The sequence below is a fragment of the Mucilaginibacter sp. NFR10 genome, from assembly GCF_900100445.1.
In the GTDB taxonomy this organism is placed as follows: Bacteria; Bacteroidota; Bacteroidia; order Sphingobacteriales; family Sphingobacteriaceae; genus Mucilaginibacter; species Mucilaginibacter rubeus.
This window is the reverse complement of sequence record NZ_FMTV01000015.1, coordinates 1-24,696: the sequence shown is the minus strand read 5'-3', so window position 1 is coordinate 24,696 and position 24,696 is coordinate 1. Positions and strand designations below refer to the sequence as shown.

The following is a 24,696-nucleotide window of genomic DNA, read 5'->3' as shown; positions in this document are numbered from 1 at the left end:
CTTGTTTCAACACCCCACTTGCTAAGCAAGCCTGCTAAGCAAATTTGCGACTCGTCCTGTGGGGTGCCGAAACAAGTTCGGCATGACGATCTTTTTAAAAAGTTAGTAGCAAACTCCCTGAATAGTTTCTCACAAACAAAAAATCCCCAACCTTACGGCTGGGGATTTCTATTTAATATCTGATTATAACTTACGCTACTGTCCCTTCTTTCAGCTTCTCAGCATTCTCTGCAAACTGAAGCGATTCAAGGATTTCCTGCAAGTCGCCGTTCAATACGCTCGGCAGGTTGTAAATAGTCAACCCAATACGGTGCTCAGTTAAACGTCCCTGAGGATAGTTATAGGTACGCACCTTGGCCGACCTATCGCCGGTTGATACCATAGTTTTACGTTTTTTTGATGTTTCTTCCAGGTGCTTTTGCAGCTCCATTTCATACACCCTTGAACGTAGTACCTGTAAAGCCTTATCGTAGTTTTTTAATTGTGATTTCTGATCCTGGCACTGGGCAACAATACCTGTAGGGATGTGGGTTAACCTCACAGCCGAATAGGTAGTATTTACCGACTGACCACCGGGCCCTGAAGCGCAGAACAAATCTTTACGGATATCACTAACCTGCAGGTCGATATCAAACTCATCAACTTCGGGCAATACAACCACCGAAGCTGCTGAAGTATGTACACGGCCTTGTGTTTCGGTATCAGGCACACGTTGTACACGGTGTACACCCGATTCGTATTTCAGGGTTCCGTAAGCGTCTTCGGCGTTTACGTTAAATACAATCTCTTTATAACCGCCGCTGGTGCCTTCGGTATAATCCACCAGCTCGGTACGCCAGCCGCGTTTTTCGCAATAGCGCATATACATGCGGTAAAGATCGCCGGCAAAAAGGGCAGCCTCATCACCACCGGTACCACCACGGATCTCTACAATAGCATTTTTAGAATCTTCAGGATCTTTAGGGATCAGCATCAGGCGAATTTCTTCCTCCTTTACTTCCTGTTGAGCAAGCAGTTCGTCAAGTTCCATTTTGGCCATCTCGCGAAACTCCTCATCTTTTTCGGTAGCCAGGATCTCTTTATTGGTTTCGATATTGCTCATAATGTTGCGGTATATATGATACTCGTCAACAATTTTGGCAAGGTCTTTATATTCTTTATTCAACTGGGCAAAACGCTTCATATCCTGCATTACTTCAGGATTGCTCAATTCACCTTCAACATTTTTCCAGCGCTCGTATATCAGCTCTAATTTATCTAACATATTTTATAAATAATGATGCAGCTAAAACTGTTTGATATTGAACCGGCTTATGAAAGATTTAACGTTTCGGGCGGCTTACAGGCTTGCTGCAAAAAAGTGCACAAAAGTACGCATTTTACTGCATATTTTAATTCAGCGGATTGTAAGTTGTTTTTCTTAGTTCATAGATGATGGTTCATGGATCATAGAGCGCTGCTGCCTATGGATAATGGTTTATGTACATAGGTAGCTCGGCTAATAGATCATAGTTCATGGATCATAGCAAAGCCACCCTATCAATATCAATTAGTCCAATCAAAAACCATGAACCATGATCTATGAACCATGAACTAAACAAAATATTCCAGTTTCAGTTCCTTGCCATCAAAAACGGCATAAGAGAAGTATGAAATCCATTCGCCAAGGTTAATATAACGGCTTTGAGGGGTTATTTGAATATCGAGCGGAATATGGCGATGGCCAAAAACAAGGTAATCGTAAAAATTGGTCTTTAATTCTTCACGGCAAAAATTTACCAGCCATTCCTGTTCGCCTGGTTTTGGATTTTCTTTCTTTGCATTGGTATCCCGGCTGTGGCGGCTCCATTTATTGGCTATTCCCACGCCAAGGTTTGGGTGAATGCGGGCAAACAGCCACTGACAAAACCGGCTCCTGAAAAAGCCTTTTAAAAACTTATAAAAGTTATCCCCCGGACCAAGCCCATCGCCATGATGAATGAAAAATTTCTTTCCGCCGCGCTCAATTTTTAATTCATTGCTGATGATAGTTGCGCCCAGTTCATTTACAAAATAATCAAACATCCACATATCGTGGTTGCCTTTAAACAGGTAAAGCTTTACACCGGCATCGGCAAGTTCGGCAAGTTTGCCAAGGAAACGGATGTAGCCTTTGGGCACTACGGTTTTGTATTCAAACCAGAAGTCGAAAACATCGCCAACCAGGAATAGTTCGGCGGCATCATGCTTAATACTGTCGAGCCAGCGCGTTATCTTATCTTCGCGTTGGCGGCTTGAGGCATATGTGCCTGTGCCTAAATGAACATCAGAAGCAAAATAGAGTTTGTCGCGAACCGGCATATCGGCAAAAGTACGTTTTAACAGCCAAACAGAAAAGATAAAGATTGTTACACAATAACCAGCAAACAACGCCGTATCTTAGTGGTTATTCAGCATACATTAAACATTAAAATTATGGCAATCCCCGAAAACCCAAATCTTGACGATGCCCAGGAAGACAAAGATCCCGGCAACGAATTTGAACAGAACGAAGGCCAGGATACCGGTAACGAAATAATTGATAAAAGCGAGCCGGATGTTGCCGGGTTAAATGCAGCCAGTCGCGCATCCGAATCGGCATTTACTTTAAATTTTGAAGATGGGTATGCCCCTGCTCCGGATAAAAATGACGAAGACCAGCAATCGCCAAAGCACTGATATATTAAGCAATGAAAAAAATATTACTGCCGGCATTAATCATGGTTGTTTTTGCCGGTAAGGCATCTGCACAGTCAAAAGGCTTCACGATGACTGATTTCAAGGCCAATATAGGCAAAACAGGCACTTTGTGCGATACTGTTTACTCGTACAAAGCGGTGAGCGATACGCTTACCCTGTTAAACTTGGGCGCGGCTTACCCAAGGCAAAAATACACCATAGCGGTAAAGGGCAATAAAATAAAGCTCGACCTGTCTACGATAAAAGGAAAACACGTATGCGCAACCGGCACATTTGAGTTTTTTAAAGGCCAGCCCGAAATCGTAGCCGACAAACCAGAGCAGATCACGGTTAACTAACAAGCTACCAGCGCCTTTTAAACAGGAAAAGCAGATCGTTGATCTGCTTTTCCTGTTTAAAAGAGAATAATCTTATTAAGGTTTTTTAGCCTTAATCTTTATGCATTCCGCCTTTAGCTTCAATTAAAAAGCTTTGTACAAACCAAATACAATCTGCCCTTCGGTAATTGGCTGCTTGGTTACCAAACGGCCCACATTAAGCGTACGACCGGTTGTGGTTACATCGTATCCCTGTGATTTAACATAATTTCCTTTAAGCGATAATCCCCAACCTGCACCCATATCAAACCTGATTGCCGCGCTGCCGCCATAAGCAAAGGCATAACCTTTGGCGCTTTGCTGGGTAATGCTGCCGGTTTGCGCGTCAACACCGGTAACACTAATAGTTAACTGTGGTGATGTTTGGCTTTTGATTGCACCTGCCGATGCCCTTACATCAAATGATAAGCTGCGCCATACAAAGGTATATTGCGGGCCTACTAACAGGTTAAAGCTACGGTAACGTTTATCGGCAGTTACAGTTCCCTGGTCGGCTTTAAAATCGGTTGTATAGCCCTGCGATAATATCAGGTCGTCATCATATGAAAAATTGCTTTGGTCCTGGTATGAAAAAGTGTAACCGATACCAAAATTTCTGTAGATGTAATATGCTCCGTCAAGCTGGAAGGTGACGCCCTTGTTTGCAAAGCCCGATTTATTATTCTTATAATCCACCTTTTGGAAATCGCTTAACGGATAAGAAATACCCATACCTAAGCCTACATAAGGTTTAAGTTTTACTTTGGTTTCGTCATCTTTATCGTTGGTATCCTGAGCTTTTGAAGTAAATGCAAGCAGCATTAAAAGGCCTGCTGTAAAAAAAGTAAGGGTTTGTTTCATGTTTGTTATTATGTAACTGTATTACCGTTAGTTGCCGCTGCATCCTTAACCGCAAAGCAAACGTGTAAAAAAACGCATTATTATTGATACTTCGGTGATAACAAGCTCCGCTTCCGGGTTAAAAATCACACGGGTTATCAACTGCAAAAAGTTAAAGGGGGTAATTTTTAATAATTTGCCCATATTTTACAACAGTTTTTTCACGCCGCTAATATAGCCTGCCACGGGCAATTAAACAGCAACCATGTGTAAAATTAACAACTTTTAACCTTTTGAACCGTTATTGCCTTGCGGTAATGTACCCTGAATGGCTATCTTTAGTTGCCTGTAATTTAAACAACCATGACAAAAACGTTCTGTTTATTTGCATTAGCTGTTTTACTTTGCAGCTATACACATGCACAAATGACTATAAAAACACTTCCATACCCTAAAACAAAAAAAGTTGATGTTGTTGACACCTATTTTGGCACACAGGTGCCCGATCCATACCGCTGGCTTGAACATGATCATGCCGACGACACTAAAGCCTGGGTACAGGAAGAAAATAAGGTAACGTTCAACTATCTCGATCAGATCCCCTACCGGGCCGACATTCATAAGCGCCTGGAGTTTTTATGGAATTACGAAAAATATAGCGCTCCCTTTAAGGAAGGCAAATACATTTACTTTTATAAAAACGACGGGCTGCAAAGCCAAAATGTATTGTACCGCCAATTAGGCGATAACGGCGCCCCCGAAGTTTTTCTTGATCCCAATAAATTCTCTGCCGATGGTACTACCTCTTTACAAGGCATCCAGTTTAGCAAAAACGGGGAGCTGGCAGCCTACCAGATCTCTGAGGGAGGCTCGGACTGGCGCAAGGTCATCGTTATTAACACCGAAGATAAAAGCGTTGTGGGTGATACCCTGAAAGATGTAAAATTCAGCGGACTGGCATGGCATGGTACCGATGGCTTTTATTATAGCAGCTATGATAAGCCGACAGAAGGCAGCCAGCTTTCGGGTATGACACAGTTTCATAAACTTTATTACCATAAGCTGGGCACACCTCAAAGCACCGACAAGCTGATCTTCGGCGGTGATAAAACCCCTCGCCGTTACATAGGCGCTTACCTTACCGAGGATGAACGCTTTTTGGTGATCACAGCCGCCACTTCAACAACCGGCAACGAGCTTTATATCCAGGATTTAAGTAAACCCGGTAGCCAGATCATTAACGTTGTGAACAATTTTGATAACCAGCACAGCGTTTTGGATAATGTGGGGAGCAAGCTTTATATCCTCACCAATATCTACTCGCCCAATTTTAAAATAGTTACTGTTGATGCTGCCGAACCCGGCATTACCCATTGGAAAAACCTGATCCCCGAAACTAAAAACGTATTAAGCGCCACCACCGGCGGAGGTAAAATTTTTGCTGAATACCTGCAGGATGCCACCTCGCTGATCCAGCAATATAATATGGATGGCAAACTTGAACGTACTATCCAGTTGCCGTCAATAGGCTCTGCGTCGGGTTTCGGCACAAAAAAAGAAGAGAAGGTTACCTATTACACTTTTACCAATTACATATACCCGCCAACTATTTTTAAGCTGGATATTGAAACCGGCGCCTCCTCTGTCTATAAAAAATCGGGGGCAAAGTTTGATCCTGAACAGTATGAATCAAAACAGGTGTTTTATACCTCGAAGGATAAAACAAAGATCCCAATGATCATCACCTATAAAAAAGGGACGGTACTTAACGGGCAAAACCCAACTTTGCTGTATGCTTACGGTGGTTTTGGCGTTAGCTTAACCCCTGCTTTCAGTACATCAAACATCATATTGCTTGAGCATGGAGGTATTTATGCTGTGCCTAACCTGCGGGGCGGCGGCGAGTACGGCGAAACCTGGCACCGCAAAGGCATCAAGCTAAAAAAACAAAATGTGTTTGATGATTTTATTGCCGCGGCCGAATACCTTATCAAAAACAAATATACCTCCAAAGATTACCTTGCCGTTTCGGGCGGCTCAAACGGTGGCCTGCTTATCGGCGCTATGCTAACCCAGCGTCCCGACCTGTTTAAAGTAGCCTTCCCTGCCGTAGGTGTGCTGGACATGCTGAGGTATAATAAATTTACTGCCGGGGCCGGCTGGAGCTATGATTACGGCACCGCCGAAGATTCGGAACAAATGTTTAAATACCTGTATAACTATTCACCGTACCATGCCCTTAAACCGGGCATTTACCCTGCTACCATGGTTACTACCGCCGATCATGACGACCGTGTAGTACCCGCCCATTCCTTTAAATTTGCGGCACGCCTGCAGGAATACCAGCAGGGTACTGCGCCAACACTTATCCGCATTGAAACCAATGCCGGTCACGGAGCAGGACAAAGTACAGCCCAGCTCATCAATGGCCAGGTTGATAAATGGGCTTTCATGTTCTGGAATATGGGGATAAAGTGGTAACGATTTTTTAATTTCAATACTCAATTTATAAATGAAAAAATACCTGTTAGCTGTTGTTCTGTTATTCGTTGCCTCGGCAATAACATTCGCGCAGCATAAAAAACCAAATTTAAACATTGTATTTATAGGCAACAGCATAACCCAGGGCGTGCAGCTGGCCAATCCGGCAACTGAAGCGCCGCCAGCCACGGCAGTGGCTTATCTGCAAAAACAAAAGAACCTGGACACAGTAAGTTTCAGTAACCAAGGCCATAGCGGCTACACCACGCTCGATTTTTTGCCAGGCACAGGTACTTTTGCCAAAGTTGAAGAAGCGGCTAACGCTTTTACCAATAAGGACGCATTACTCATATTTTCGGTAAAACTTGGCACAAATGACAGTGCTATACACGGGCCGCATGGTGCTCCCGTATCGCCTGAAGATTATCAAAAAAATTTAAAGACCATAGCTGATAAACTTTTAGCCGATTTTCCGAAAGCGGTTATCATTTTCCAGCATCCGTTATGGTACAGCCCCAATACATACAACGGCGCAAAATATTTGCAGGAAGGGTTAAACAGGCTGCAAAGCTATGTGCCGATGATAGATGCGCTTGTAAAAGCATACGCTTCAACAAACCCCAAACAGGTTTTTGTGGGCGATACCAAAGCATTCGCCTACTTCGAAAAAAATCATTTAACTGATCTCATCCCCGAGAATGGTAAACAAGGTACTTTTTATCTTCACCCCAATAAAAAGGGGGCCGAAGCTTTAGGGCATTTTTGGGGGATGGCTATCAATAAAATAATAAAGCATTATTTTAAATAAATTAGTTATTGCTTTGCATCTTTTAAATGAAAGCTAAAGCAGAATGTGCAAAACCGAAATAACATATTGATTTTCAATACCATTAAGTTACTTCCTGTAAATTAAATAATAGGCGCTATATAAGCCTACTGGCACACTAATCACCTTAAAATCACCACATAGCCCGAAATAACAATGTTATTCATCTTTGTATTTACTATATAGTAGTAAGTACCGGACGGCAGCGGTTTTCCCTGGTAAGTGCCATCCCAGGGCTTAGGATATCCTACAGAATGGAATAAAGACTGTCCGTAACGATTATAAACATCAACTGTGCTGTTTTCATACGCTACTAAGCCTTTAATTTCCCAATAGTCATTTACCCCATCACCATTTGGTGTAAAGGTGTTGCTAACGTTTATTACCGGCGAAACCTTAACTGCAACCTGGCTTTCGTTCACACAGCCGTTTGATTTATCAGTGATTTTAAGTTTGTAAATTATATCCTGATCGCCCGTTACTACCGGGTTTTTAGCTGTGGGGTTATCCAGACCGGTGGCCGGTGTCCATTCATAGGTTACGTTTTCGCTGCCTACTACCGGGTTTAAAGTAATGGTATGCCCTTTTAATACATATCTTGTATCGCCGGCTGCATCTGCCTGCACTGTTGGCGGCGGAACAAAATTGATGGTGATATCATCAGTAGGCGTATGACAATTATCAGCCTGGGTTGCGGTAAGTATCAATTTAACCGAGCCTTTTGCAATATCTATTGGGTCGGGCTGAAAGGTTGGAGCGTATACATCATCCGAAGGGATAAATTTACCTAAGCCCGATGCTGACGTCCACTTAACGGTAGTGCCTGAAAGCGGCCGACCATTTAATGGCACCATAGGGGTTTGGTTACAAACATTATCAATGCTTGGCGGTCCTGCATCGGCACCAGGATCCGGTGCAAACTTAAATGTTACATCTTTTGATACGGCCGAACACCCATCAGGACTTGTTGACGTAAGGGTTAAAGTGACGGAACCAGCATTCTTATCTGCAGTTGATGGAAAATATTTACCTATCGGGTCATCCTGTTTAGAGAAAGTGCCGCTGCCGCTGGTACTCCAGATACCGGTTCTATATACGCTAATCACCTCGCCGGCAAGTTGTATAAATGGATCATTAACACATACGTTATGAGAAGGGCCGGCAACAACAATTGGGAGCGGGTTAACTTTAACGTCTACTGGATCACTTGGTTCGCCCGGGCAGTTATTAATTATCAAATACAAATTATAAGGACCCGCGTTAGCAGCTGTGGCGTTTGGAATGGTTGTGCTCGGGCTTTGAGTTTCCAATCTAAAATTGTTGGGACCGGTCCACAAATATGTTGCACCTGCTATAGGCTGGGTTTGCAGTATAATATCGTTGCCTTCGCAAACGGGGCTGTTGCTGTGCCCATCTATTTTTAATGTCTGGGGCCTTACAGTTACCGTATATTTAACTGGAGTGCCCGGACAGCCAAATGCTACAGGCGTTATGGTATAAGAAACCTGGATAGGGTTTGTTGTAGTATTAACCAGGGCTTCATTAATAGGATTGGCGGTTTGATCGGTAACCGGGGCATTGCTGATGCCGGTGACAGCCGGCCTGCTCCATAAAAAAGTAGCCGTAGATATATTGGATGTTAAAGTAAGCCCCAGTGGTGTGTTGTTACATTTCGGCTCTGAAGGTGGTGGATTGGTAATTACCGCTCCCGGATTAACCCTTACCTTAAGCGGATACGGGATTCCCGGACAATCATTTGTTTTAAAATTAAACACGTAAATAACATCAATAGGATCAGTGGTGGTATTATAAAGCACCTCTTTTATGGTAGGTGACGCCTGGCCCGCTACAGCAGCATTACTGATACCCGGAACGGCCTCCCTGCCCCATGTAAAGCTTGTAACCTGGGTGTTAAATTTAACTTCATAATTGGTGCTTGTACCATTACAAACCGGGCCGGGGGGAGCACTTTTAACCACAGGGGTGGCATTTACCTTTACTGTGTATGTAAACACAGGCCCGGGGCAACCGTTTAAATATGGTGTTATTTTATATGCCACGTCAACAGCTGCACCGTTTGCATCGTTATTTAACAGTGTTTCGGTAATTGAGCTTGATGTTTGGCCCGTTACCGGGGGGTTACTGATGCCGGCAACCGCGGGGCGGTCCCATGAGAAAGTGGTACCGGGCTGGTCGGCGGTGATCGCGTAATTTAGCGCGGTACCGCTGCATATCGGATCGCCTGTGGCGCTGCTTATTACCTGTGGGGCGGGCGTAACTTTTACATCAACTTTAGTGCGTTCACTAATACAGTTATTAACCTTAGTCTCCACATAATAAGTTCTGTTGATGGTTAACGGAGCTGTAGGAAAAGGGTTTCCCTGGTGTACAGGGGTGCCTCCGACGGGCACATTGTACCAAGTGTAGGTGCCCGTTGAGCCGCTTGCGGTAAGTATAGCAGATTGGCCTTCACAAACCGTTGCTGTGTTATCGGTGCCAACCGTAGGTGCTGCCGGAGGGGGTATCGCCTTAACCAAAACAGGGGTACGCGCACTGGTAATACCGCCCACTGTTGTCGCAACATAATAAGTAATATCGTTTAGTATTGGCGGGGTAGTAAATATCGGGCCAACCTTAAGAGGTGTTCCACCGGTAGCATCGCTATACCAGCGGTATGTTCCGCCCGGCGCTGTGGCTACGAGGGTGGTTGTACTGCCTGTACAAACAGATTTACCAGGGGCCGTTGGCGCGGCAGGCACCGGGTTTATAGTTATGGTAACCGTGCTTGATTTTGAACCGCAAGGTCCCGCAGGATCATTAGATGTTAAAGTTAGTGTCGCTACTTTTTCTCCCGTAGCCGGCGTATAAACAGCATCCTTACTTGTTGGGTCGGAGAACGTCCCCGCGCCGCCTGTCCATTTTACTGATGTAGCCCCCCCTCCAAAACTTCCGGCCAACTGTACAAGGTCGCCCTGCTTTTTAACCTGGTCCGGGCCTGCATCAACGATAACCCTATTGTAAATAGTTATCTGGTTGGTAGCAATACTTTGCGGACAGCCGCTGCTCGCCGCTATAGTATTGGTTATGGTGTACGGCCCGCCGGCGCGGCTTCTCACCAGGTCAATCTCGCCGGTGCCGAGATTCTTAAATACGATATTACCGGTCGGTTCGCTGAAAACGCCGGCACTTGCCCCCGGCTGGAAAACCGGCAGCGGGTTTTTTACATCGTTACAGATGGGAGTATTATATGTAAAAGTAGCATCCGGTGTTGTTACTATGGAGATGCTTTGGCTGGCCGTTCCCGGGCATGAGCCCCCATAGGTAAAAGTAATGGTGTATTTTCCGGGAATACTTGCCGCCACATTGATCTCGCCTGTGGTGTTACTCACAAAAACCAGCCCGGGTGTTGACGAAAAAGTACCTCCGGCCGGATTAAGAATAGCAGGCTTTACATTACTTCCCGATGTACATATCGTGCCCGAAGGATACCGAAACTGGGGGTCAATAATAGATGTTATTGATACCGTGAAAGCGGTACGCGGACTAACACATGTGCCATTAACGGCCTCGGCATAAAAAGTTGTTTGTGCAAACAAAGGGTCGGTAGTATAAGTGTTGCCGGTGTGCACCGGTGTACCGCCTGTAGCACCAGTATACCATTGGATGGTTGCGCCCGAAGCCGGAACGCTTAAATTGGCAGGGTCGCCGGGGCATACCGTTGCAGTACCGTTAACCGTTGGAGCGGCAGGCAGTGGGGTAACCTGTATGGTTACCGGGGTACGCTGGCTGCTACAGCGGTTGGCTGTACTTTGTACATAATAAGTGGTATTTGCAGTTAGCTCGGGCGTAACATAGGTGTTGCCGGTTATTAACAGGTTGCCGCCGGTGGCCTGGTCATACCATTCATAGTCATCGGGCGAGCCTGTTGCTGTAAGTGTAGCCGCTGTACCGGCACATATTGCCGGGACTGGTTGCACAGCGGGGGCCGGGATCGGATCAAGTACGGTTACGGTAATTGCCGATCTGTCGCTGATACATGTCCCTACCGTTGTTTGAACATAATAAGTTGTAGTGGCTGTTAAAGCGGGAGTTATAAACGTATCGCCCGAAAATATAGAGGTACCTCCGGTGGCCGCGGTAAACCATTGAAAACTTCCGCCTTGTGCCGACGTTGCTGTTAAAGAGGCTGTTTCCCCATTGCAAATTACCGGCCCGTCGGGCACCACCGGTGCATCCGGGGCAGGGGTAACAGTAATTGTTATCGGGGTACGCTCGCTTGTGCAACCGCCGGTGGTATGCTCAACATAATAAGTTTTATTACTGGTTAAAGCCGGGGTTTGAAAAGTATTGCCAGTACCAACCGAACTGCCACCTGTGGCTGCTGTATACCAGTTATACGTGCCGGTGGGCGATGGATCGGCAGTTAAGGTAATACCGGTGCCATAGCAGGCAGACGGTGATTGCGAAGGTGGCGCGGCCGGTATTGGCGTTACAGATACCGGCACCGCGATACGGTCGCTTGTGCAATCGCCTACCCGTGTTTGCACATAATAAGTAACCGCAGAGGTAAGCACCGGGGTTGTATAATCCGGGCTTGAAATTAACGGCGTGCCTCCTGAAGGTACATCAAACCACTCGGCTACCCCCGAGGCATCAGCATGCAGCGTAATAGCCGATCCGGAACAAGTGCTGTAGCCACCTGCAGGAAGTACAGGAACGGCTGGCGGCGCATTAATCCGGGCAACTACAGGGATACCAGAGCTGGCACAATCTTTAATTACTGTAAAAAGATAATAAGTGGTATTTGCAAATAATGGGGGCGTTGTATAGGTTGCATCGTTGCTCAATGGTGTTCCTGTTCCCGAGGAATTTGAATACCAGGCATAACTGTCGGCACCCGACGCTATTAACGTTGCAGGGGTACCATAACACACCGGATCTGCCTGGATGCCTGGCCGGCCTGTTACATTAACAACAACCGAGCTCCGTGTACTGGTACAGCTGCCTACTGTTGTTTCCACATAAAAAATGGTACGCTGGGTAATCGGGTCTGTCTTATATGGGTTACCAGTAAACAGGAAATTGCCATCAGCATCGTACCACTGGTAAGTTCCTCCGGGAGCCGTTGCTGTTAAAGTTGCCGAAGTATTGGGGCAAACAACCGGATTGGCTACCGTAGGCGGATTTGGAGAAGCTACAGCGGTAATCGGAATATTGGCAACCTTTGGCTGGCAGCCCGGGGTTTTATCACTAACCGTTACCGTATACGTTCCGGCTTTGTTTACATCAATAGATGGCGTATTTTCACCGGTGTTCCAGATGTAGGTAAATGGGCCTGTACCGCCCGATAGGTTAGCGGTTAACGTTACATTCTTTCCCGAACATATCGTATTGGCTGTTGAGGATATGGTTACATTCAATGTACAAACTTGACTATACCCTGCTAACGACCAAATAACCAACAGGAATAGTACAAGCAACGGCTTATTAATGTTCTTCATAAGTCTCTTTATACTCAATAAATGTGGCTGCAAGCGGCTCATTTTAACAACTCCCCTTATTGAGCACAGTTTTAAGATTGGCAAACAATACTGTTATGCTATACCAATCCGGCAATGATGTGCGCCTTTTTACGTAAAATACTAAAAATAGGTTTGATAAAACGTCAACAAAATGCACAATGAAACCCTGATGAAATTATTTCTTTTATAGATTAAAAAAATACCCGGCTAGGAAAATAACCAGGTATAAAAGAGGCACGATAGTGTACCTCGTACAATTACAGGATCTGCCGGTAATCATTCACCCCCCGGCAGCGATATAATAGTATTTTAAAGATCCGGATTGACTTATAACAAAGCCACAAAATCACGCATTGCCTGTCCAGGATCCTGTTGTTTCATGAAAGTTTCGCCAATTAGAAAACCATTGAAACCTTCCAGTTTAAGGTGCCTGATGGTTTCGGGATCGCTGATGGCGCTTTCCGAAATCTTCATAAACTCGGCGGGGATATGTTTAGCCAATTTGTAAGATGTTTCAACCGACACGGTAAAATCGGCCAGGTTGCGGTTATTTACGCCAATGGCATCCAGGTTAGGGTTAATGCTGCGTTCCAGTTCTTCGAGGTTATGTACCTCAAGCAATACGTTAAGGCCTATACTTTTGGCAAGTTTGGCCAGGGTATCAATTTCGGCAGGTGTAAGTATAGCGGCTATGAGCAGGATAATATCGGCGCCTAATGACTTGGCCTCTATCACCTGGTACTCATCTATCATAAAATCCTTGCGCAATACAGGGATGCTATTTACCGAACGCGCTTTCACCAGATCGGCTTTCCGGCCCATGAAGAAGTTACGGTCGGTTAAAACCGAAAGTGCCGAAGCGCCGGCAGCGGCATAATCTGTTGTAACGGCGCTAACCCGCACCTTGTCGTTAATAATACCTTTTGAAGGCGATTTACGCTTAAACTCGGCTATGATACCGGTACGTGACGGATCGAGCAGAAATTCTTTGAATGAATAGGTTTCACGGTGAAAATGATCCGATTCTTCAAGTACGGTATATGATGTACGTTTTTTTGCCGAAGCAACTTCTCTTTTTTTGTTGGCAACTATTTTATCAAGTATCGTCATAGTATCGAAGCACTAATATTTATGTCATTGCGAGGCGCGAAGCAATTAGTCTTACCCAACCCCGTCCAGAGGAGAGGATTTTAAGTGCTTTTTAAATCTTCCTTTCCGTAGGAGATTTAGAGGGGCTAATTGCTCTCTTCCTTATAATGACATAGTTGTAAGCTATTGGTTAATAAGTGTATTTTTCAATCAATTTTATAACATGTGCGTTGCCTGCGGCCCGGGCTTTTTGTTACAAGTCCTCGCTTTTCCTGCCCCCAATCCCAACCCGCGCTGTGGGCTTTTCACTGCAATCCCTAACGCGGCCACCGCGCACCGCTAAGTGTCCTGCTCTCCGCGAGAGACCCTGCGGGGACGTTATATCAATTTTTCAAAGTTATCATTATTTCATAAAACTAAGCCTTAAGCCAGTTTTGCATCATTTCCTTACCATAATCGGTGAGGATTGATTCGGGGTGAAATTGTACGCCCCTTACATCGTATTGTTTATGCTTAAGCGCCATGATAGAATTATCGGCTTCATCAATAGCGGTAACCTGCAATGAATCGGGCAGGTCATTCCCGCTCACTACCCATGAGTGGTAACGCCCAACTTTAAAGCTTTCGGGCAAACCGGCAAATAGTTTTTCATCGCCATCTGTCACCTTTATCGGCGTCGCGATACCATGCATAGGCTGGTTAAGATTGTACAGGCTCCCGCCAAATGCTTCGGCAATAGCCTGCTGACCAAGACATACCCCAAATATGCTTTTGGTGGGTGCATACTTTGCTATTACATCCAGCAGCAAACCAGCCTCCGAAGGGATGCCCGGCCCCGGCGATAGGATGATCTTATCAAAAGCCTCCACATCCTCAATGGCAAACTGATCATTTCTCCAAACCTCACATTCCAGACCAAGCTCGTTAACCAAATGCACCAGGTTATAGGTAAAGGAATCGTAATTATCGATTATCAGGATGCGCCCCCCCCGCCCCCTAAAGGGGGTGCTTGAAGGAGTATTTATATTTTCATTCATTGTATTATATGTCTTAAAAACTATCAAATTTAAATTATCCGCTATAATTCCCCCTTTAGGGGGTTAGGGGGCGTTACTTACAGCTCCTCCGCCAGTTCAAAAGCCCTTCTCAAAGCCGAGATCTTGGTATCAACCTCCCGTAATTCACTTTCGGGGATCGAACCAGCCACGATGCCGGCACCTGCCTGATAATGCAGGGTGTTATTTTTGCTTAAAAACGAACGGATCATGATGGCATGGTTAAAATCTCCGTTAAAACCCAGAAAACCTATCGCACCACTGTAAAAGCTGCGTTTAATGTTTTCGTTTTCATCGATGATCTCCATGGCACGGTATTTTGGAGCGCCGCTCAGCGTGCCCGCCGGGTAAGTATCAGCTACAACTTTAAAGGCCGATACACCGGGCTTCAGTTTTCCGCTTACGTGTGATACCAAATGGATCAGGTGCGAGTAGTACTGAACCTCTTTAAATGCCTTCACGGTTACATTTTCGCAGTGACGGCTCAGGTCGTTACGGGCCAGGTCAACCAGCATCACGTGTTCTGCCGATTCTTTGGGGTCATTCTCGAGGTTGCGGGCCAGCTCGGCATCGCGCTCATCATCACCGCTGCGTTTAAATGTTCCGGCTATCGGGAATATGTTGGCCACATTATTTTTTATGGTGATCTGCGCTTCGGGCGATGAGCCAAAGATCCTGAAATCGCCAAAATCAAAATAGAAGAGGTATGGTGATGGGTTGATAGAACGCAGGGCGCGGTAAACGTTAAACTCATCGCCCAGGAAAGTACGGGAGAAAGCCCTTGAAGGCACTATCTGGAAAACATCGCCCCGATAAATGTGCTGCTTCATTTTCTCCACTATGGCAATGAACTCATCGCCGGTAAGGTTCGATTTTTCATCGCCATTGCTTTTAAAGCTATACTCGGGGAAGTTTTTGTTTTTGATGAGGTATTCCAGTTTTTCGATACCGCCATTGGTTGGTGCACCTTCGGGCTGGTTGTGAAATATGTAGAGCTCGTTTTTAAAGTGGTCGATAGCGATGATGTACCTGTAAATATGGTACTGCATCACCGGGATCTGGCGTGTATCATCATCGCTTTGCTTTAGTTTGATGGTTTCATAATGTTCAACGGCCTCGTGGGTAAAGTAACCAAACAAACCATTGGTGATCATTTTTAGCGGCAGCGAGTCGGTTTCAAAGCTGCCGGTAAAACTATTAAGCTGCTCGATCAAATCAAACGTACCAGCCTCATGTACTTCCTGGCTGCCATCGGGGTATTGTTTTTTTAGGATACCGTTATTGAGCACGATGCCGCTGAGCGGTTCGCAGCAAATGTAGCTGGTGCTGTTTTCGCGGCTGTGATAATCCGAGCTTTCCAGTAGCAGTGAGTTAGGGAATACATCGCGCAGGCGAAGGTAAATGCTCACCGGTGTGGTGGTGTCGGCCAGCAGTTTTTTATAAGTAGTAGTAATTTTAAATGTGCTCATGTTTATTTTTCAAATATCTTAAAACAAAAAAACCCGGCGAATTGGGGTCGCCGGGTTTCCTATTTAGGTTCACAATTGATTAGGTTGTCTCTGATCAAAAAGCGCAAGCCGGCTGCCAATTTAATTGGTGCCACCAGCTGTTTTTATGTGTGTTTTTAATCATCGCGGTCACAAATTTATAAAGAAATTTGAATTGTCAAATTTTTTGTGAAATTATTTATTTGCTAAATCCTATTAGCTACGTAGAATTACTGTGGAATAAGCATAATACCTACCGAAATAAGTACAACCCCTATTAAATAGAAGATAGCAATGGCTTTATGCTTACCTTCGGGCAGTGCTGCTTTCTTTGATTTACTGTGCCCGATAGTGATTAATGCTATGGCAATAAGCATGATAACCCAGTGCTCAACAGTCCAGTAACGCGTGATAGGATTTTTCATGGTTTCTTTAGTGAATTGCACATTCGAACTTAAAAAGTATAATATGATGCCCAGCAAAAATTGTGTATGTACCGAGATCATGGCAAACAGGTTAAGCTTGCGGTTGCCCTCGCCATATGGTCTTTTACCCAGCCAGCCCATAAACGCGCGTATAAGGGCCAGCAATACCAGTACAATAACAATGTACCTGAAACCGGAATGGAATTCCTTAAAAAAGCTATAAAGTGTCATACATCAAAATTTGCCGTGAATATACGATATAAAGGTCATTGAAGTCATTAGGTCATCGTGTCATTTTTTGCAGACATAAACTGCCGCGGGCTTTCAGCCCGTGGTGAATCACTATGTAAGCTTTCAGCTTACATTTCTTCAGCTGAAAGCTGAACCCCTGCGCAACCACGGGCTGAAAGCCCGCGGCAGTTTATTCTTATATAAACAAAAAAAGCGATGAGCCTAAACCCATCGCTTTTCAAAATCCGAAATCGAAAATCCGATATTCGAAATCAATAAATTATATCAGCAGCCTTACCGGCTCTTCTAATAATTGTTTTAATGTTTGCAGGAAGGCGGCAGCTGTAGCGCCGTCAACCACGCGGTGGTCGGCGCTCAGGGTAACCTTCATGATGTTGCCAGGTACTACGGCACCATTTTTAACAACCGGAACAGCCTGAATACCGCTTACAGCAAGGATACATGCGTTTGGTGTGTTAATGATGGCCGTAAACTCGTCAACGCCAAACATACCAAGGTTTGAAATAGTGAAAGTGGAACCTTCCATTTCGTTTGGCTGTAGTTTTTTAGATTTTGCTTTGCCTGCAAACTCTTTCACTTCAACCGAAATGTGGCTTAATGATTTACCATCGGCAAATTTGATAACCGGTACCAATAAACCTTCGTCAACAGCAACGGCAACGCCAATGTGAACATGCTCATTAGTGCGGATCTTATCGCCTAAGAATGACGAGTTGATAGCAGAGTGCTGCCTTAAGGCAACAGCGCAGGCTTTAACAACAAAATCATTAAATGAAATTTTAACCGGAGCGATCTCGTTCATACGGGTACGGGCCACAATAGCCTGATCCATATCAATGCTCATGGTTACGTAGAAATGCGGAGCAGTAAACAAGCTTTCGCTTAAGCGGCGGCTGATAGCTTTACGCATTTGAGTAACCGGCCTTTCGCTGAATTTCTCTTCGCCTGTAAAGGTTGGCAATACGATAGGTGCTTTTGCAGCAGCAGCCGGAGCGGCAGCAGGTGCAGCTTCAGTAACAGGAGCCGCAGCCGGTTTAGCCGACGGTGTATATTCTTCCACATCCTTTTTGATGATACGGCCGCCTTCAGCGCTGCCTTTTACATCATTAAGGTTGATACCTTTATCTTTAGCTATTTTACGCGCAAGCGGAGATGCTTTTACGCGGCTGTCATCAGTGTTAGAAGCTTCAGTGGCAGTAGCAGTTGCAGTCGCCTCCGCTTTAGTTTCAGCAGCAGGTGCAACTTCAGCGGCGGCAGCGGCCGAACCACCATCCTGTAATAACGGAGTGATGTCGGTACCTTCTTTACCTACTATGGCAATGATATCATTTACTTTAGCGGCTTCACCTTCTTTAACACCTATATATAACAAGGTACCGGCTTCGTAACCCACAACTTCCATGGTAGCCTTATCGGTTGCCACATCAGCCAGTGAATCATCAGCTTTTACTTTATCGCCAACTTTAAAGTTCCATTTTTCGATGGTACCTTCGGTCATGGTATCGCTTAGCAATGGCATGCGAATCACCGTAGCCGGAATGCTTGATAAATCAACCTTAGGTGCGGCTGGTGCCGGAGTAGCGGCAGGTGCTTTGTCGGCAGCTGGTGCCGCTTCCTTAGCAGGCTCTGCGGCAGCGCCACTGCCAGCCTGGTCAAGTAAAGACTTGTAATCTTCACCTTCTTTACCTAAAATGGCAATTACAGAATCAACCGGGGCGGCAGCACCTTCCTGTATACCGATATACAGCAATGTACCATCCTGGTACGATTCAAAATCCATGGTAGCTTTATCAGTTTCAATCTCGGCCAGTACATCGCCCGATTTAACCTTGTCGCCAACTTTTTTATGCCATTTCGCCAATACCCCTTCGGTCATGGTATCGCTCATTTTAGGCATTTTTACTACTTCGGCCATATATTAATAGTATTATAAATTCAGTATAAATATAGTTAGTTCTTATCGTGAAGTTTAAAGTCTGAAGTTTTTAGCCTGAAGTCTTTTTTTTTGACCGCAAAGACTATAGGCTTTCGACTTAGTACTTTCGACCTAAAACTTAGTCCCTTATGTAAGGGTAATCTTCTTGAACGTAAACATCTGTATATAATTCAGATGCATCCGGCCATGGTGATTCTTCAGCAAACTTCACAGCTTCGTCAACAATAGCTTTGATCTTAGCGTCCATTTCGTCAAACCATGCTTCATCAGCATATTTTTCGGCAAGGATAGTTTGTTTGGTAGCCTCAAGAGGGTCTTTCGCTTTATAGCTTTCCAACTCCTCTTTAGTACGATACTTTTGCGGATCGGACATGGAGTGCCCTTTATAGCGGTAAGTACGCATTTCAAGGAAGGTTGGACCTTCGCCTGCGCGCGCGCGCTGAACAGCTTCGTCCATTGCTACGTGTACAGCAGCAGGGTCCATACCATCAACCGGCGATGAAGGGATTCCATAAGGCAGGCCTAATTTATAAATATCAGTCTGCGCGGTTGTACGCTCAACAGAAGTACCCATGGCGTAACCATTGTTTTCGCAAACAAAAATTACAGGCAGTTTCCAAAGCGCAGCCATATTAAAGGTTTCGGTAAGTGCGCCCTGGCGTACGGCACCATCACCCATATAGGCAATGTTCACAAACTCGGTACCTTTATATTTTTCGGCAAAAGCAATCCCGGCACCCAGTGGTACCTGGCCGCCCACAATGCCGTGACCACCATAAAAATGTTTTTCTTTATCAAACATGTGCATAGAACCACCTTTGCCTTTTGAGCATCCGGTAGCTTTACCATACATTTCGGCCATAATGGCGTTTGGAGTTACACCTTTAGCAAGTGCATGAGCATGATCACGATATGCGGTGATCATACTGTCTTCAGGTTTAATTACAGACATGGCTCCGGCCAAAACAGCCTCCTGCCCAATATATAAGTGGCAAAAGCCCCTGATCTTTTGTTGTCCGTATAACTGTCCTGTTTTTTCTTCGAACCTGCGCATCAATAGCATCTGTTCGTACCACATCAGGTAGGTGTCCTTGTTTATTTCGATTGAACTCATGTATTAAACAACCTTTTTGGAGTAAAGCGCAAATCTAATTATATCCTGCAAAATATCGAAACCTCAAGCAAATTGTTGCAAAATTTTATTTGGTGGCCTTAAAGTGTGTTTAAACACAACAAACTGGCTGTTTATGAGTTTGGCATAGTCCGGCAGGTTAAAATAGAACTTAAAAAAACACACCACGGCGCAATAAATTATCGTTTTACGAAGTTTTAGAAGGGTTGTTTTTCGCAAAAGACTAAAAAAAGCCTTTAAATAATTACAACCAAATTACATTAATACACGTACAAAAGCCTGTTTATTAAAAGGATGTGTAATAAAAAGCACTTTTTTATATTTTTTGAAAAATAAGCTGCATTTATTTGCAATTTTAAAAAATATAAATAGTTTTGTAGAGCACGATAGACATAGTGTCTGATTTAATAAACAATTTGTTGTCCTAACTCAACAAACAAACTGATTAAATGAAGAAATTTGCCCTGGCTATTGCCTTACTTTTCAGCGTCGTAGCTTCACAAGCTCAAACCAAAAGTGCTCAAAGCACCAGTGATGATAACAAAGACGACCAGGAAAGTTTAGGTAAAGCATACTTTTCCCAAATTATGGGAGTTGCTTTATCTGCTACCTCAAACATGAAACTCTTTCACTTTGTTTACGATTGGATTGGTACCCCTTACCATTTTGGCGGAAGCTCAAGAAGAGGCATTGACTGCTCAGCCTTCACCAAAGAATTGTACAGCGAAGTTTTTAACCTCGATATTAAACGTAACTCACGCGATATTTTCAGCATGGTTAACCCTGTTGGTAAGGATGAGTTAAAAGAAGGCGATTTGGTTTTCTTTAAGATCCACAGCCGCAGCATTTCGCATGTAGGTATTTACCTGGGTAATAATAAATTTGCTCATGCCTCGTCAAGGGGTGTAGCCATCAGTAGCCTTGACGATGCTTACTACAGCCGTTTCTTTTATAAAGGCGGCAGGTTGTTAGCTTCATTTAAGGATGAGTTTAAAGGTTCGGCATCGACGGGTAACAACGATATGGGCGACGACGTAGACGAAAGCAAGAACTAAACGATTTTGAAATAAATAAACTAATTTGGTCCCTTCATCCCGGTGAGGGGATTTTTTTTATAATGAAATTTTTATTGCTTACGGCAGCCTGCCTGGCGCTGTTTTTACAAGCGTGTAACCATCCGCCAAATAAAAAACAAATCCTGGCCCCTGCACCTAAACCCGATACTGCCACTACAACAACTACAGCAGTTGTTCAGCCTGATTCATCCATATCCATTGCCGCTGTTGGCGATATGATGCTCGGAACATCGTACCCTAATAATTATACCCTCCCACCCGACAGTGCGAAAAACAGTTTTAATGTAATAGCTAACGAACTAAGAAACGCCGACGTAACTTTTGGCAATCTTGAAGGCAGCTTGCTTGACGGAGGGAACCCCGCCCATTATAAACTGCATCAACGAAGTAAAGCTTACTTGTTCAGGATGCCTACAGCCTATGCAGGCGTTTTTAAAAACGCCGGTTTTAACTTGCTGAGCCTGGCCAATAACCATATAGGCGATTTTGGCGATACGGGCCGGATGAGTACCACTCACGTGCTTGATAGCATAGGGATTAATTATGGCGGATTGCTTAGCCACCCCTCCACGGTGTTCGAACGTAACGGTGTTAAATATGGCTTTTGCGCTTTTGCCCCCAATGCCAATACCCTGCCTATTCTCGACCTAAAGAACGCAGCCCGTATCATAAGCCAACTGAAACAGCAGTGTGATATTCTCATTGTATCGTTTCATGGTGGTGGCGAGGGCGTAGCTTATGAACATATTCCTTTTGCAATGGAATCATTCATCAGCGAAAAGCGTGGCGATGTAAATGCCTTTGCCCATAATGCTATTGATGCCGGTGCGGATATTATATTGGGCAATGGCCCGCACGTGAGCCGGGCAATGGAGGTTTATAAAAACCGGCTGATCGCTTACAGTCTCGGTAACTTTTGTACTTATAAATCAGTAAGTGTAGCGGGGGTTTGCGGTCTGGCGCCATTACTAAAAGTAAACCTGAATAAAAAGGGAGAGTTTTTGAAAGGGCGCATCATATCCCTAAGGCAAGCGCATGATAAAGGGCTTGAACTTGATTCGCTTAACCGTGCTGCTATCCGGATCAGGGAACTTACAGAAGCCGACTTCCCGAATGCGGGATTACTTATATCCGACACGGGCGAGATCAGCCTTAACCCGGCTATTCAGAGCGAGAATTTATAAATAGATACCAGGGCAGGAATTGACTCCGGAATCTACATAGCTGTTAAACTTAAGAGAAAAAGCGCGGGATTGTGCGATTCCCCTCTTGAGATGGGCGGAGGGGTGTGTTGCTACTTTGGTAAACTTGTAGCAAAAACATACCCCCGCTCCCGCTCGCTTCTCCGCCCCCCTCTCAAGAAGGGATTTTTATTTTTCTACACTCTTTTCCCGAAGGAAAAGAGTGATCGTACAGCAAAGCGCAGGCCGGGTGAGTAAATTATGCGATTTACCATACAGGCTAACACGCTATTTAAGCCGCTTCATCCTTAGTATTCCGCACCAGGCTGATACCCGTTGTAAAAAATATTAATGAGATAATACCTATTACCACCATGGTGGTTATTTGCGCGCTATGGTTTATGATAGCTACACCGGTATAAATAAGGCCAACTATACCAAGCACGCTCAATATAGCTCCAAAAGTTCGTTTTAAGTTCATAACAGGTGTGTTGTTTTTTATAAGCATTTTTTAAAAAACAAATAACACACCAATAATTAATGCTACTTTTATTTTAAACATAATAAACCAAACCATGCCCGAATCATTTGGATCATTGATAACAATCATCATTTTTGTTGTTATCCTTATTACTATTTTCACCTCGTTTGTGTCTGTAAAACAGGGCACTATAGTAGTTATCACCGTATTTGGCAAATACCGCCGCATCCTAACCCCGGGACTTAATTTTAAGATCCCTTTTATCGAAAACATTTACTCCAAAATCTCTATCCAGAACCGCTCAGTTGAGCTGGAGTTCCAGGCGGTAACTTATGATCAGGCCAATGTGTATTTTAAGGCCATGCTTCTGTACTCGGTACTTGACCAGCAGGAAGAAACCATCAAAAACGTAGCTTTTAAATTTGTTGATGAGCGTAACCTGATGCAGGCCCTGATCCGTACGGTTGAAGGCTCCATCCGTGCTTTTGTAGCTACCAAACGCCAGAGCGAGGTACTGATATTACGCCGCGATATTGTGGAACACGTAAAAGAGCAACTGGATGTGATACTGGAAGGCTGGGGCTACCACCTGCAGGACCTCCAGTTAAACGATATTACTTTTGATGACGTGATCATGAAATCAATGAGCCAGGTGGTGGCATCAAACAACCTGAAGGCCGCTGCCGAAAACGAAGGCCAGGCCCTGCTCATCACCAAAACCAAAGCTGCCGAGGCCGAGGGTAACGCTATCAAAATTTCGGCCCAGGCCGAGCGTGAGGCAGCTCAATTACGTGGCCAGGGCATTGCGCTGTTCCGCGAGGAAGTTGCCCGCGGTATGACTGTAGCCGCTAAAGAAATGGCCGAAGCCAACATGGATACCTCGGTGATTTTGTTCACCATGTGGACAGAATCCATCAAACACTTTTCCGAAAACTCAAAAGGGAATGTTATTTTCCTGGATGGCTCAACCGATCAGATGCAACATACGTTAAAAGAAATGATGGCCTTAAACCTTTTACATACTGACAACGTCAAAAAGTAAAAGTTTGAAACCGCCAGTTTTTTTAAATGAAAAGAAATATAGTGAAAGTGATAGGCCCTGCGGCCATGTGTTTTTTAATGATGATTGCGCCTGCTTCGGCACAGTCATTTCACCAGCTAACTGCCAATGATTTTTGGGGAACGCCGCGGGCTAATGCCGGCGGCGTTGTAGCTTATACCAACTGCACCATCGATTACCGGTACCAGGCCCGGCGCGAAGGCAGGGGTTACCGGCTGAATTTTAACATCAGGCTCATCCTTAACAACAATAAATCATGGCTTGATAAAAGCAGGGTTAATACGCCGCAGCAACTCAGCGAAATACTGAAACATGAGCAGGGCCATTACACCATTGCCTTTTTAGAGCAGCAGGAGCTGCTACGCATAGTAAGCAATACCCGTTTCAGCAATAATTACAACTACGAAGCCATGGCCATTTTTAACCGTATCGACGCCAAGTACAAACAGCTCAATGCCGATTATGATGAGGATACGGCTCACATGACAGATCGCAAGCAACAGCATAGCTGGGACGTGTATTTTCAGCAGAAGCTTAAGTTTTTGCCAGGGGATACGGAGAGTTAGTTTTTTTTTGCATGCTCAAACATCCTTTGCCTAAGGAGTAAAAGCGAGGGATTGCGCGATTCCCTTCCGGGCATAGCCGTCAATTTAAGCGAAAGCAATAAAAATGAGTTTTTTTTGAGATTGAGGGCAGAACGTAGTTTGCCCGTAAAGGCAAACTTTATGTATTTTTGCTCTCATAGTTTTATTTCTATTTTTTTGAAAGGCAGACCGGTG

The 24,696-nt window shown here is 44.7% G+C and carries 19 protein-coding genes; 8 read left to right on the top strand and 11 right to left on the bottom strand.

The window, feature by feature from the left end; all coding sequences use genetic code 11:
* Nucleotides 1–190: 190 nt before the first annotated feature.
* A complete protein-coding gene (prfA, locus tag BLP33_RS26345) occupies nucleotides 191–1,264 on the bottom strand; it encodes a peptide chain release factor 1 (protein ID WP_090534829.1) in 1,074 nt (357 codons plus the stop codon).
* A gap of 329 nt (nucleotides 1,265–1,593) precedes the next feature.
* Nucleotides 1,594–2,340 carry a UDP-2,3-diacylglucosamine diphosphatase gene (locus tag BLP33_RS26340; protein WP_090534856.1) on the bottom strand — a complete coding sequence of 249 codons (747 nt, stop codon included), beginning with the start codon at nucleotides 2,338–2,340 and terminating at the stop codon, nucleotides 1,594–1,596.
* Between the two features lie 114 nt (nucleotides 2,341–2,454).
* On the opposite strand from BLP33_RS26340, the gene BLP33_RS26335 reads away from it, so the two are divergent.
* Together BLP33_RS26335 and BLP33_RS26330 are read left to right on the top strand one after the other, a co-directional pair.
* Complete coding sequence (locus tag BLP33_RS26335) at nucleotides 2,455–2,697, top strand: hypothetical protein (RefSeq protein ID WP_090534827.1); 243 nt, start codon at nucleotides 2,455–2,457, stop codon at nucleotides 2,695–2,697.
* Between the two features lie 11 nt (nucleotides 2,698–2,708).
* Nucleotides 2,709–3,056 (top strand): hypothetical protein, encoded by a 348-nt coding sequence (locus BLP33_RS26330; protein WP_090534825.1) that lies wholly within the window; start codon nucleotides 2,709–2,711, stop codon nucleotides 3,054–3,056.
* A 123-nt stretch (nucleotides 3,057–3,179) separates the two neighbouring features.
* On the opposite strand, the gene BLP33_RS26325 is transcribed toward BLP33_RS26330, so the two are convergent.
* The gene (locus tag BLP33_RS26325; protein ID WP_090534823.1) at nucleotides 3,180–3,935 is read right to left on the bottom strand and encodes an outer membrane beta-barrel protein; all 756 of its coding nucleotides are present in this window, start codon (nucleotides 3,933–3,935) and stop codon (nucleotides 3,180–3,182) included.
* A 342-nt stretch (nucleotides 3,936–4,277) separates the two neighbouring features.
* Here BLP33_RS26325 and BLP33_RS26320 point away from each other — a divergent pair, with 342 nt between their 5' ends.
* Both BLP33_RS26320 and BLP33_RS26315 read left to right on the top strand, forming a co-directional pair.
* Complete coding sequence (locus BLP33_RS26320) at nucleotides 4,278–6,395, top strand: prolyl oligopeptidase family serine peptidase (protein ID WP_090534821.1); 2,118 nt, start codon at nucleotides 4,278–4,280, stop codon at nucleotides 6,393–6,395.
* Nucleotides 6,396–6,426: 31 nt separating this feature from the next.
* Complete coding sequence (locus tag BLP33_RS26315) at nucleotides 6,427–7,203, top strand: GDSL-type esterase/lipase family protein (protein ID WP_090534819.1); 777 nt, start codon at nucleotides 6,427–6,429, stop codon at nucleotides 7,201–7,203.
* Between the two features lie 140 nt (nucleotides 7,204–7,343).
* On the opposite strand, the gene BLP33_RS26310 is transcribed toward BLP33_RS26315, so the two are convergent.
* The 7 genes from BLP33_RS26310 to pdhA form a co-directional block, all read right to left on the bottom strand.
* The gene (locus tag BLP33_RS26310; protein ID WP_175490127.1) at nucleotides 7,344–12,722 is read right to left on the bottom strand and encodes an Ig-like domain-containing protein; all 5,379 of its coding nucleotides are present in this window, start codon (nucleotides 12,720–12,722) and stop codon (nucleotides 7,344–7,346) included.
* Nucleotides 12,723–13,070: 348 nt separating this feature from the next.
* Nucleotides 13,071–13,853, bottom strand: coding sequence for an indole-3-glycerol phosphate synthase TrpC (gene trpC / locus BLP33_RS26305; RefSeq protein ID WP_090534816.1), 783 nt, complete (start codon nucleotides 13,851–13,853; stop codon nucleotides 13,071–13,073).
* 395 nt (nucleotides 13,854–14,248) lie between these two features.
* Nucleotides 14,249–14,869 carry an anthranilate synthase component II gene (locus tag BLP33_RS26300; RefSeq protein WP_090534814.1) on the bottom strand — a complete coding sequence of 207 codons (621 nt, stop codon included), beginning with the start codon at nucleotides 14,867–14,869 and terminating at the stop codon, nucleotides 14,249–14,251.
* A gap of 77 nt (nucleotides 14,870–14,946) precedes the next feature.
* Complete coding sequence (locus BLP33_RS26295) at nucleotides 14,947–16,356, bottom strand: anthranilate synthase component I family protein (protein WP_090534812.1); 1,410 nt, start codon at nucleotides 16,354–16,356, stop codon at nucleotides 14,947–14,949.
* Nucleotides 16,357–16,604: 248 nt separating this feature from the next.
* Complete coding sequence (locus tag BLP33_RS26290) at nucleotides 16,605–17,030, bottom strand: cytochrome B (RefSeq protein ID WP_090534811.1); 426 nt, start codon at nucleotides 17,028–17,030, stop codon at nucleotides 16,605–16,607.
* 280 nt (nucleotides 17,031–17,310) lie between these two features.
* Nucleotides 17,311–18,966 carry a dihydrolipoamide acetyltransferase family protein gene (locus BLP33_RS26285; RefSeq protein ID WP_090534809.1) on the bottom strand — a complete coding sequence of 552 codons (1,656 nt, stop codon included), beginning with the start codon at nucleotides 18,964–18,966 and terminating at the stop codon, nucleotides 17,311–17,313.
* Between the two features lie 139 nt (nucleotides 18,967–19,105).
* Nucleotides 19,106–20,101, bottom strand: a complete 996-nt coding sequence (gene pdhA / locus BLP33_RS26280) for a pyruvate dehydrogenase (acetyl-transferring) E1 component subunit alpha (protein ID WP_090534807.1) — start codon at nucleotides 20,099–20,101, stop codon at nucleotides 19,106–19,108.
* 467 nt (nucleotides 20,102–20,568) lie between these two features.
* Here pdhA and BLP33_RS26275 point away from each other — a divergent pair, with 467 nt between their 5' ends.
* Nucleotides 20,569–21,174 (top strand): C40 family peptidase, encoded by a 606-nt coding sequence (locus tag BLP33_RS26275; RefSeq protein ID WP_090534806.1) that lies wholly within the window; start codon nucleotides 20,569–20,571, stop codon nucleotides 21,172–21,174.
* 62 nt (nucleotides 21,175–21,236) lie between these two features.
* Nucleotides 21,237–22,379, top strand: a complete 1,143-nt coding sequence (locus BLP33_RS26270) for a CapA family protein (protein WP_090534804.1) — start codon at nucleotides 21,237–21,239, stop codon at nucleotides 22,377–22,379.
* A gap of 289 nt (nucleotides 22,380–22,668) precedes the next feature.
* On the opposite strand, the gene BLP33_RS26265 is transcribed toward BLP33_RS26270, so the two are convergent.
* Nucleotides 22,669–22,857, bottom strand: a complete 189-nt coding sequence (locus BLP33_RS26265) for a hypothetical protein (RefSeq protein WP_090534854.1) — start codon at nucleotides 22,855–22,857, stop codon at nucleotides 22,669–22,671.
* A 94-nt stretch (nucleotides 22,858–22,951) separates the two neighbouring features.
* On the opposite strand from BLP33_RS26265, the gene BLP33_RS26260 reads away from it, so the two are divergent.
* Together BLP33_RS26260 and BLP33_RS26255 are read left to right on the top strand one after the other, a co-directional pair.
* Nucleotides 22,952–23,899, top strand: coding sequence for an SPFH domain-containing protein (locus tag BLP33_RS26260; protein WP_090534803.1), 948 nt, complete (start codon nucleotides 22,952–22,954; stop codon nucleotides 23,897–23,899).
* Between the two features lie 26 nt (nucleotides 23,900–23,925).
* Nucleotides 23,926–24,483, top strand: coding sequence for a DUF922 domain-containing protein (locus BLP33_RS26255; RefSeq protein WP_090534801.1), 558 nt, complete (start codon nucleotides 23,926–23,928; stop codon nucleotides 24,481–24,483).
* Nucleotides 24,484–24,696 lie beyond the last annotated feature (213 nt).

Bases quoted from the DNA above. Each gene is read 5' to 3' on its own strand.
- BLP33_RS26340 (WP_090534856.1), bottom strand. From the start codon at position 2,340: ATGCCGGTTCGCGACAAACTCTATTTTGCTTCTGATGTTCATTTAGGC.
- BLP33_RS26330 (WP_090534825.1), top strand. From the start codon at position 2,709: ATGAAAAAAATATTACTGCCGGCATTAATCATGGTTGTTTTTGCCGGT.
- BLP33_RS26325 (WP_090534823.1), bottom strand. From the start codon at position 3,935: ATGAAACAAACCCTTACTTTTTTTACAGCAGGCCTTTTAATGCTGCTT.
- BLP33_RS26300 (WP_090534814.1), bottom strand. From the start codon at position 14,869: ATGAATGAAAATATAAATACTCCTTCAAGCACCCCCTTTAGGGGGCGG.
- BLP33_RS26260 (WP_090534803.1), top strand. From the start codon at position 22,952: ATGCCCGAATCATTTGGATCATTGATAACAATCATCATTTTTGTTGTT.
- BLP33_RS26285 (WP_090534809.1), bottom strand. From the start codon at position 18,966: ATGGCCGAAGTAGTAAAAATGCCTAAAATGAGCGATACCATGACCGAA.
- pdhA (WP_090534807.1), bottom strand. From the start codon at position 20,101: ATGAGTTCAATCGAAATAAACAAGGACACCTACCTGATGTGGTACGAA.
- BLP33_RS26295 (WP_090534812.1), bottom strand. From the start codon at position 16,356: ATGAGCACATTTAAAATTACTACTACTTATAAAAAACTGCTGGCCGAC.
- trpC (WP_090534816.1), bottom strand. From the start codon at position 13,853: ATGACGATACTTGATAAAATAGTTGCCAACAAAAAAAGAGAAGTTGCT.
- BLP33_RS26310 (WP_175490127.1), bottom strand. From the start codon at position 12,722: ATGAAGAACATTAATAAGCCGTTGCTTGTACTATTCCTGTTGGTTATT.
- BLP33_RS26275 (WP_090534806.1), top strand. From the start codon at position 20,569: ATGAAGAAATTTGCCCTGGCTATTGCCTTACTTTTCAGCGTCGTAGCT.
- BLP33_RS26335 (WP_090534827.1), top strand. From the start codon at position 2,455: ATGGCAATCCCCGAAAACCCAAATCTTGACGATGCCCAGGAAGACAAA.
- BLP33_RS26290 (WP_090534811.1), bottom strand. From the start codon at position 17,030: ATGACACTTTATAGCTTTTTTAAGGAATTCCATTCCGGTTTCAGGTAC.
- prfA (WP_090534829.1), bottom strand. From the start codon at position 1,264: ATGTTAGATAAATTAGAGCTGATATACGAGCGCTGGAAAAATGTTGAA.
- BLP33_RS26270 (WP_090534804.1), top strand. From the start codon at position 21,237: ATGAAATTTTTATTGCTTACGGCAGCCTGCCTGGCGCTGTTTTTACAA.
- BLP33_RS26265 (WP_090534854.1), bottom strand. From the start codon at position 22,857: ATGAACTTAAAACGAACTTTTGGAGCTATATTGAGCGTGCTTGGTATA.
- BLP33_RS26255 (WP_090534801.1), top strand. From the start codon at position 23,926: ATGAAAAGAAATATAGTGAAAGTGATAGGCCCTGCGGCCATGTGTTTT.
- BLP33_RS26320 (WP_090534821.1), top strand. From the start codon at position 4,278: ATGACAAAAACGTTCTGTTTATTTGCATTAGCTGTTTTACTTTGCAGC.
- BLP33_RS26315 (WP_090534819.1), top strand. From the start codon at position 6,427: ATGAAAAAATACCTGTTAGCTGTTGTTCTGTTATTCGTTGCCTCGGCA.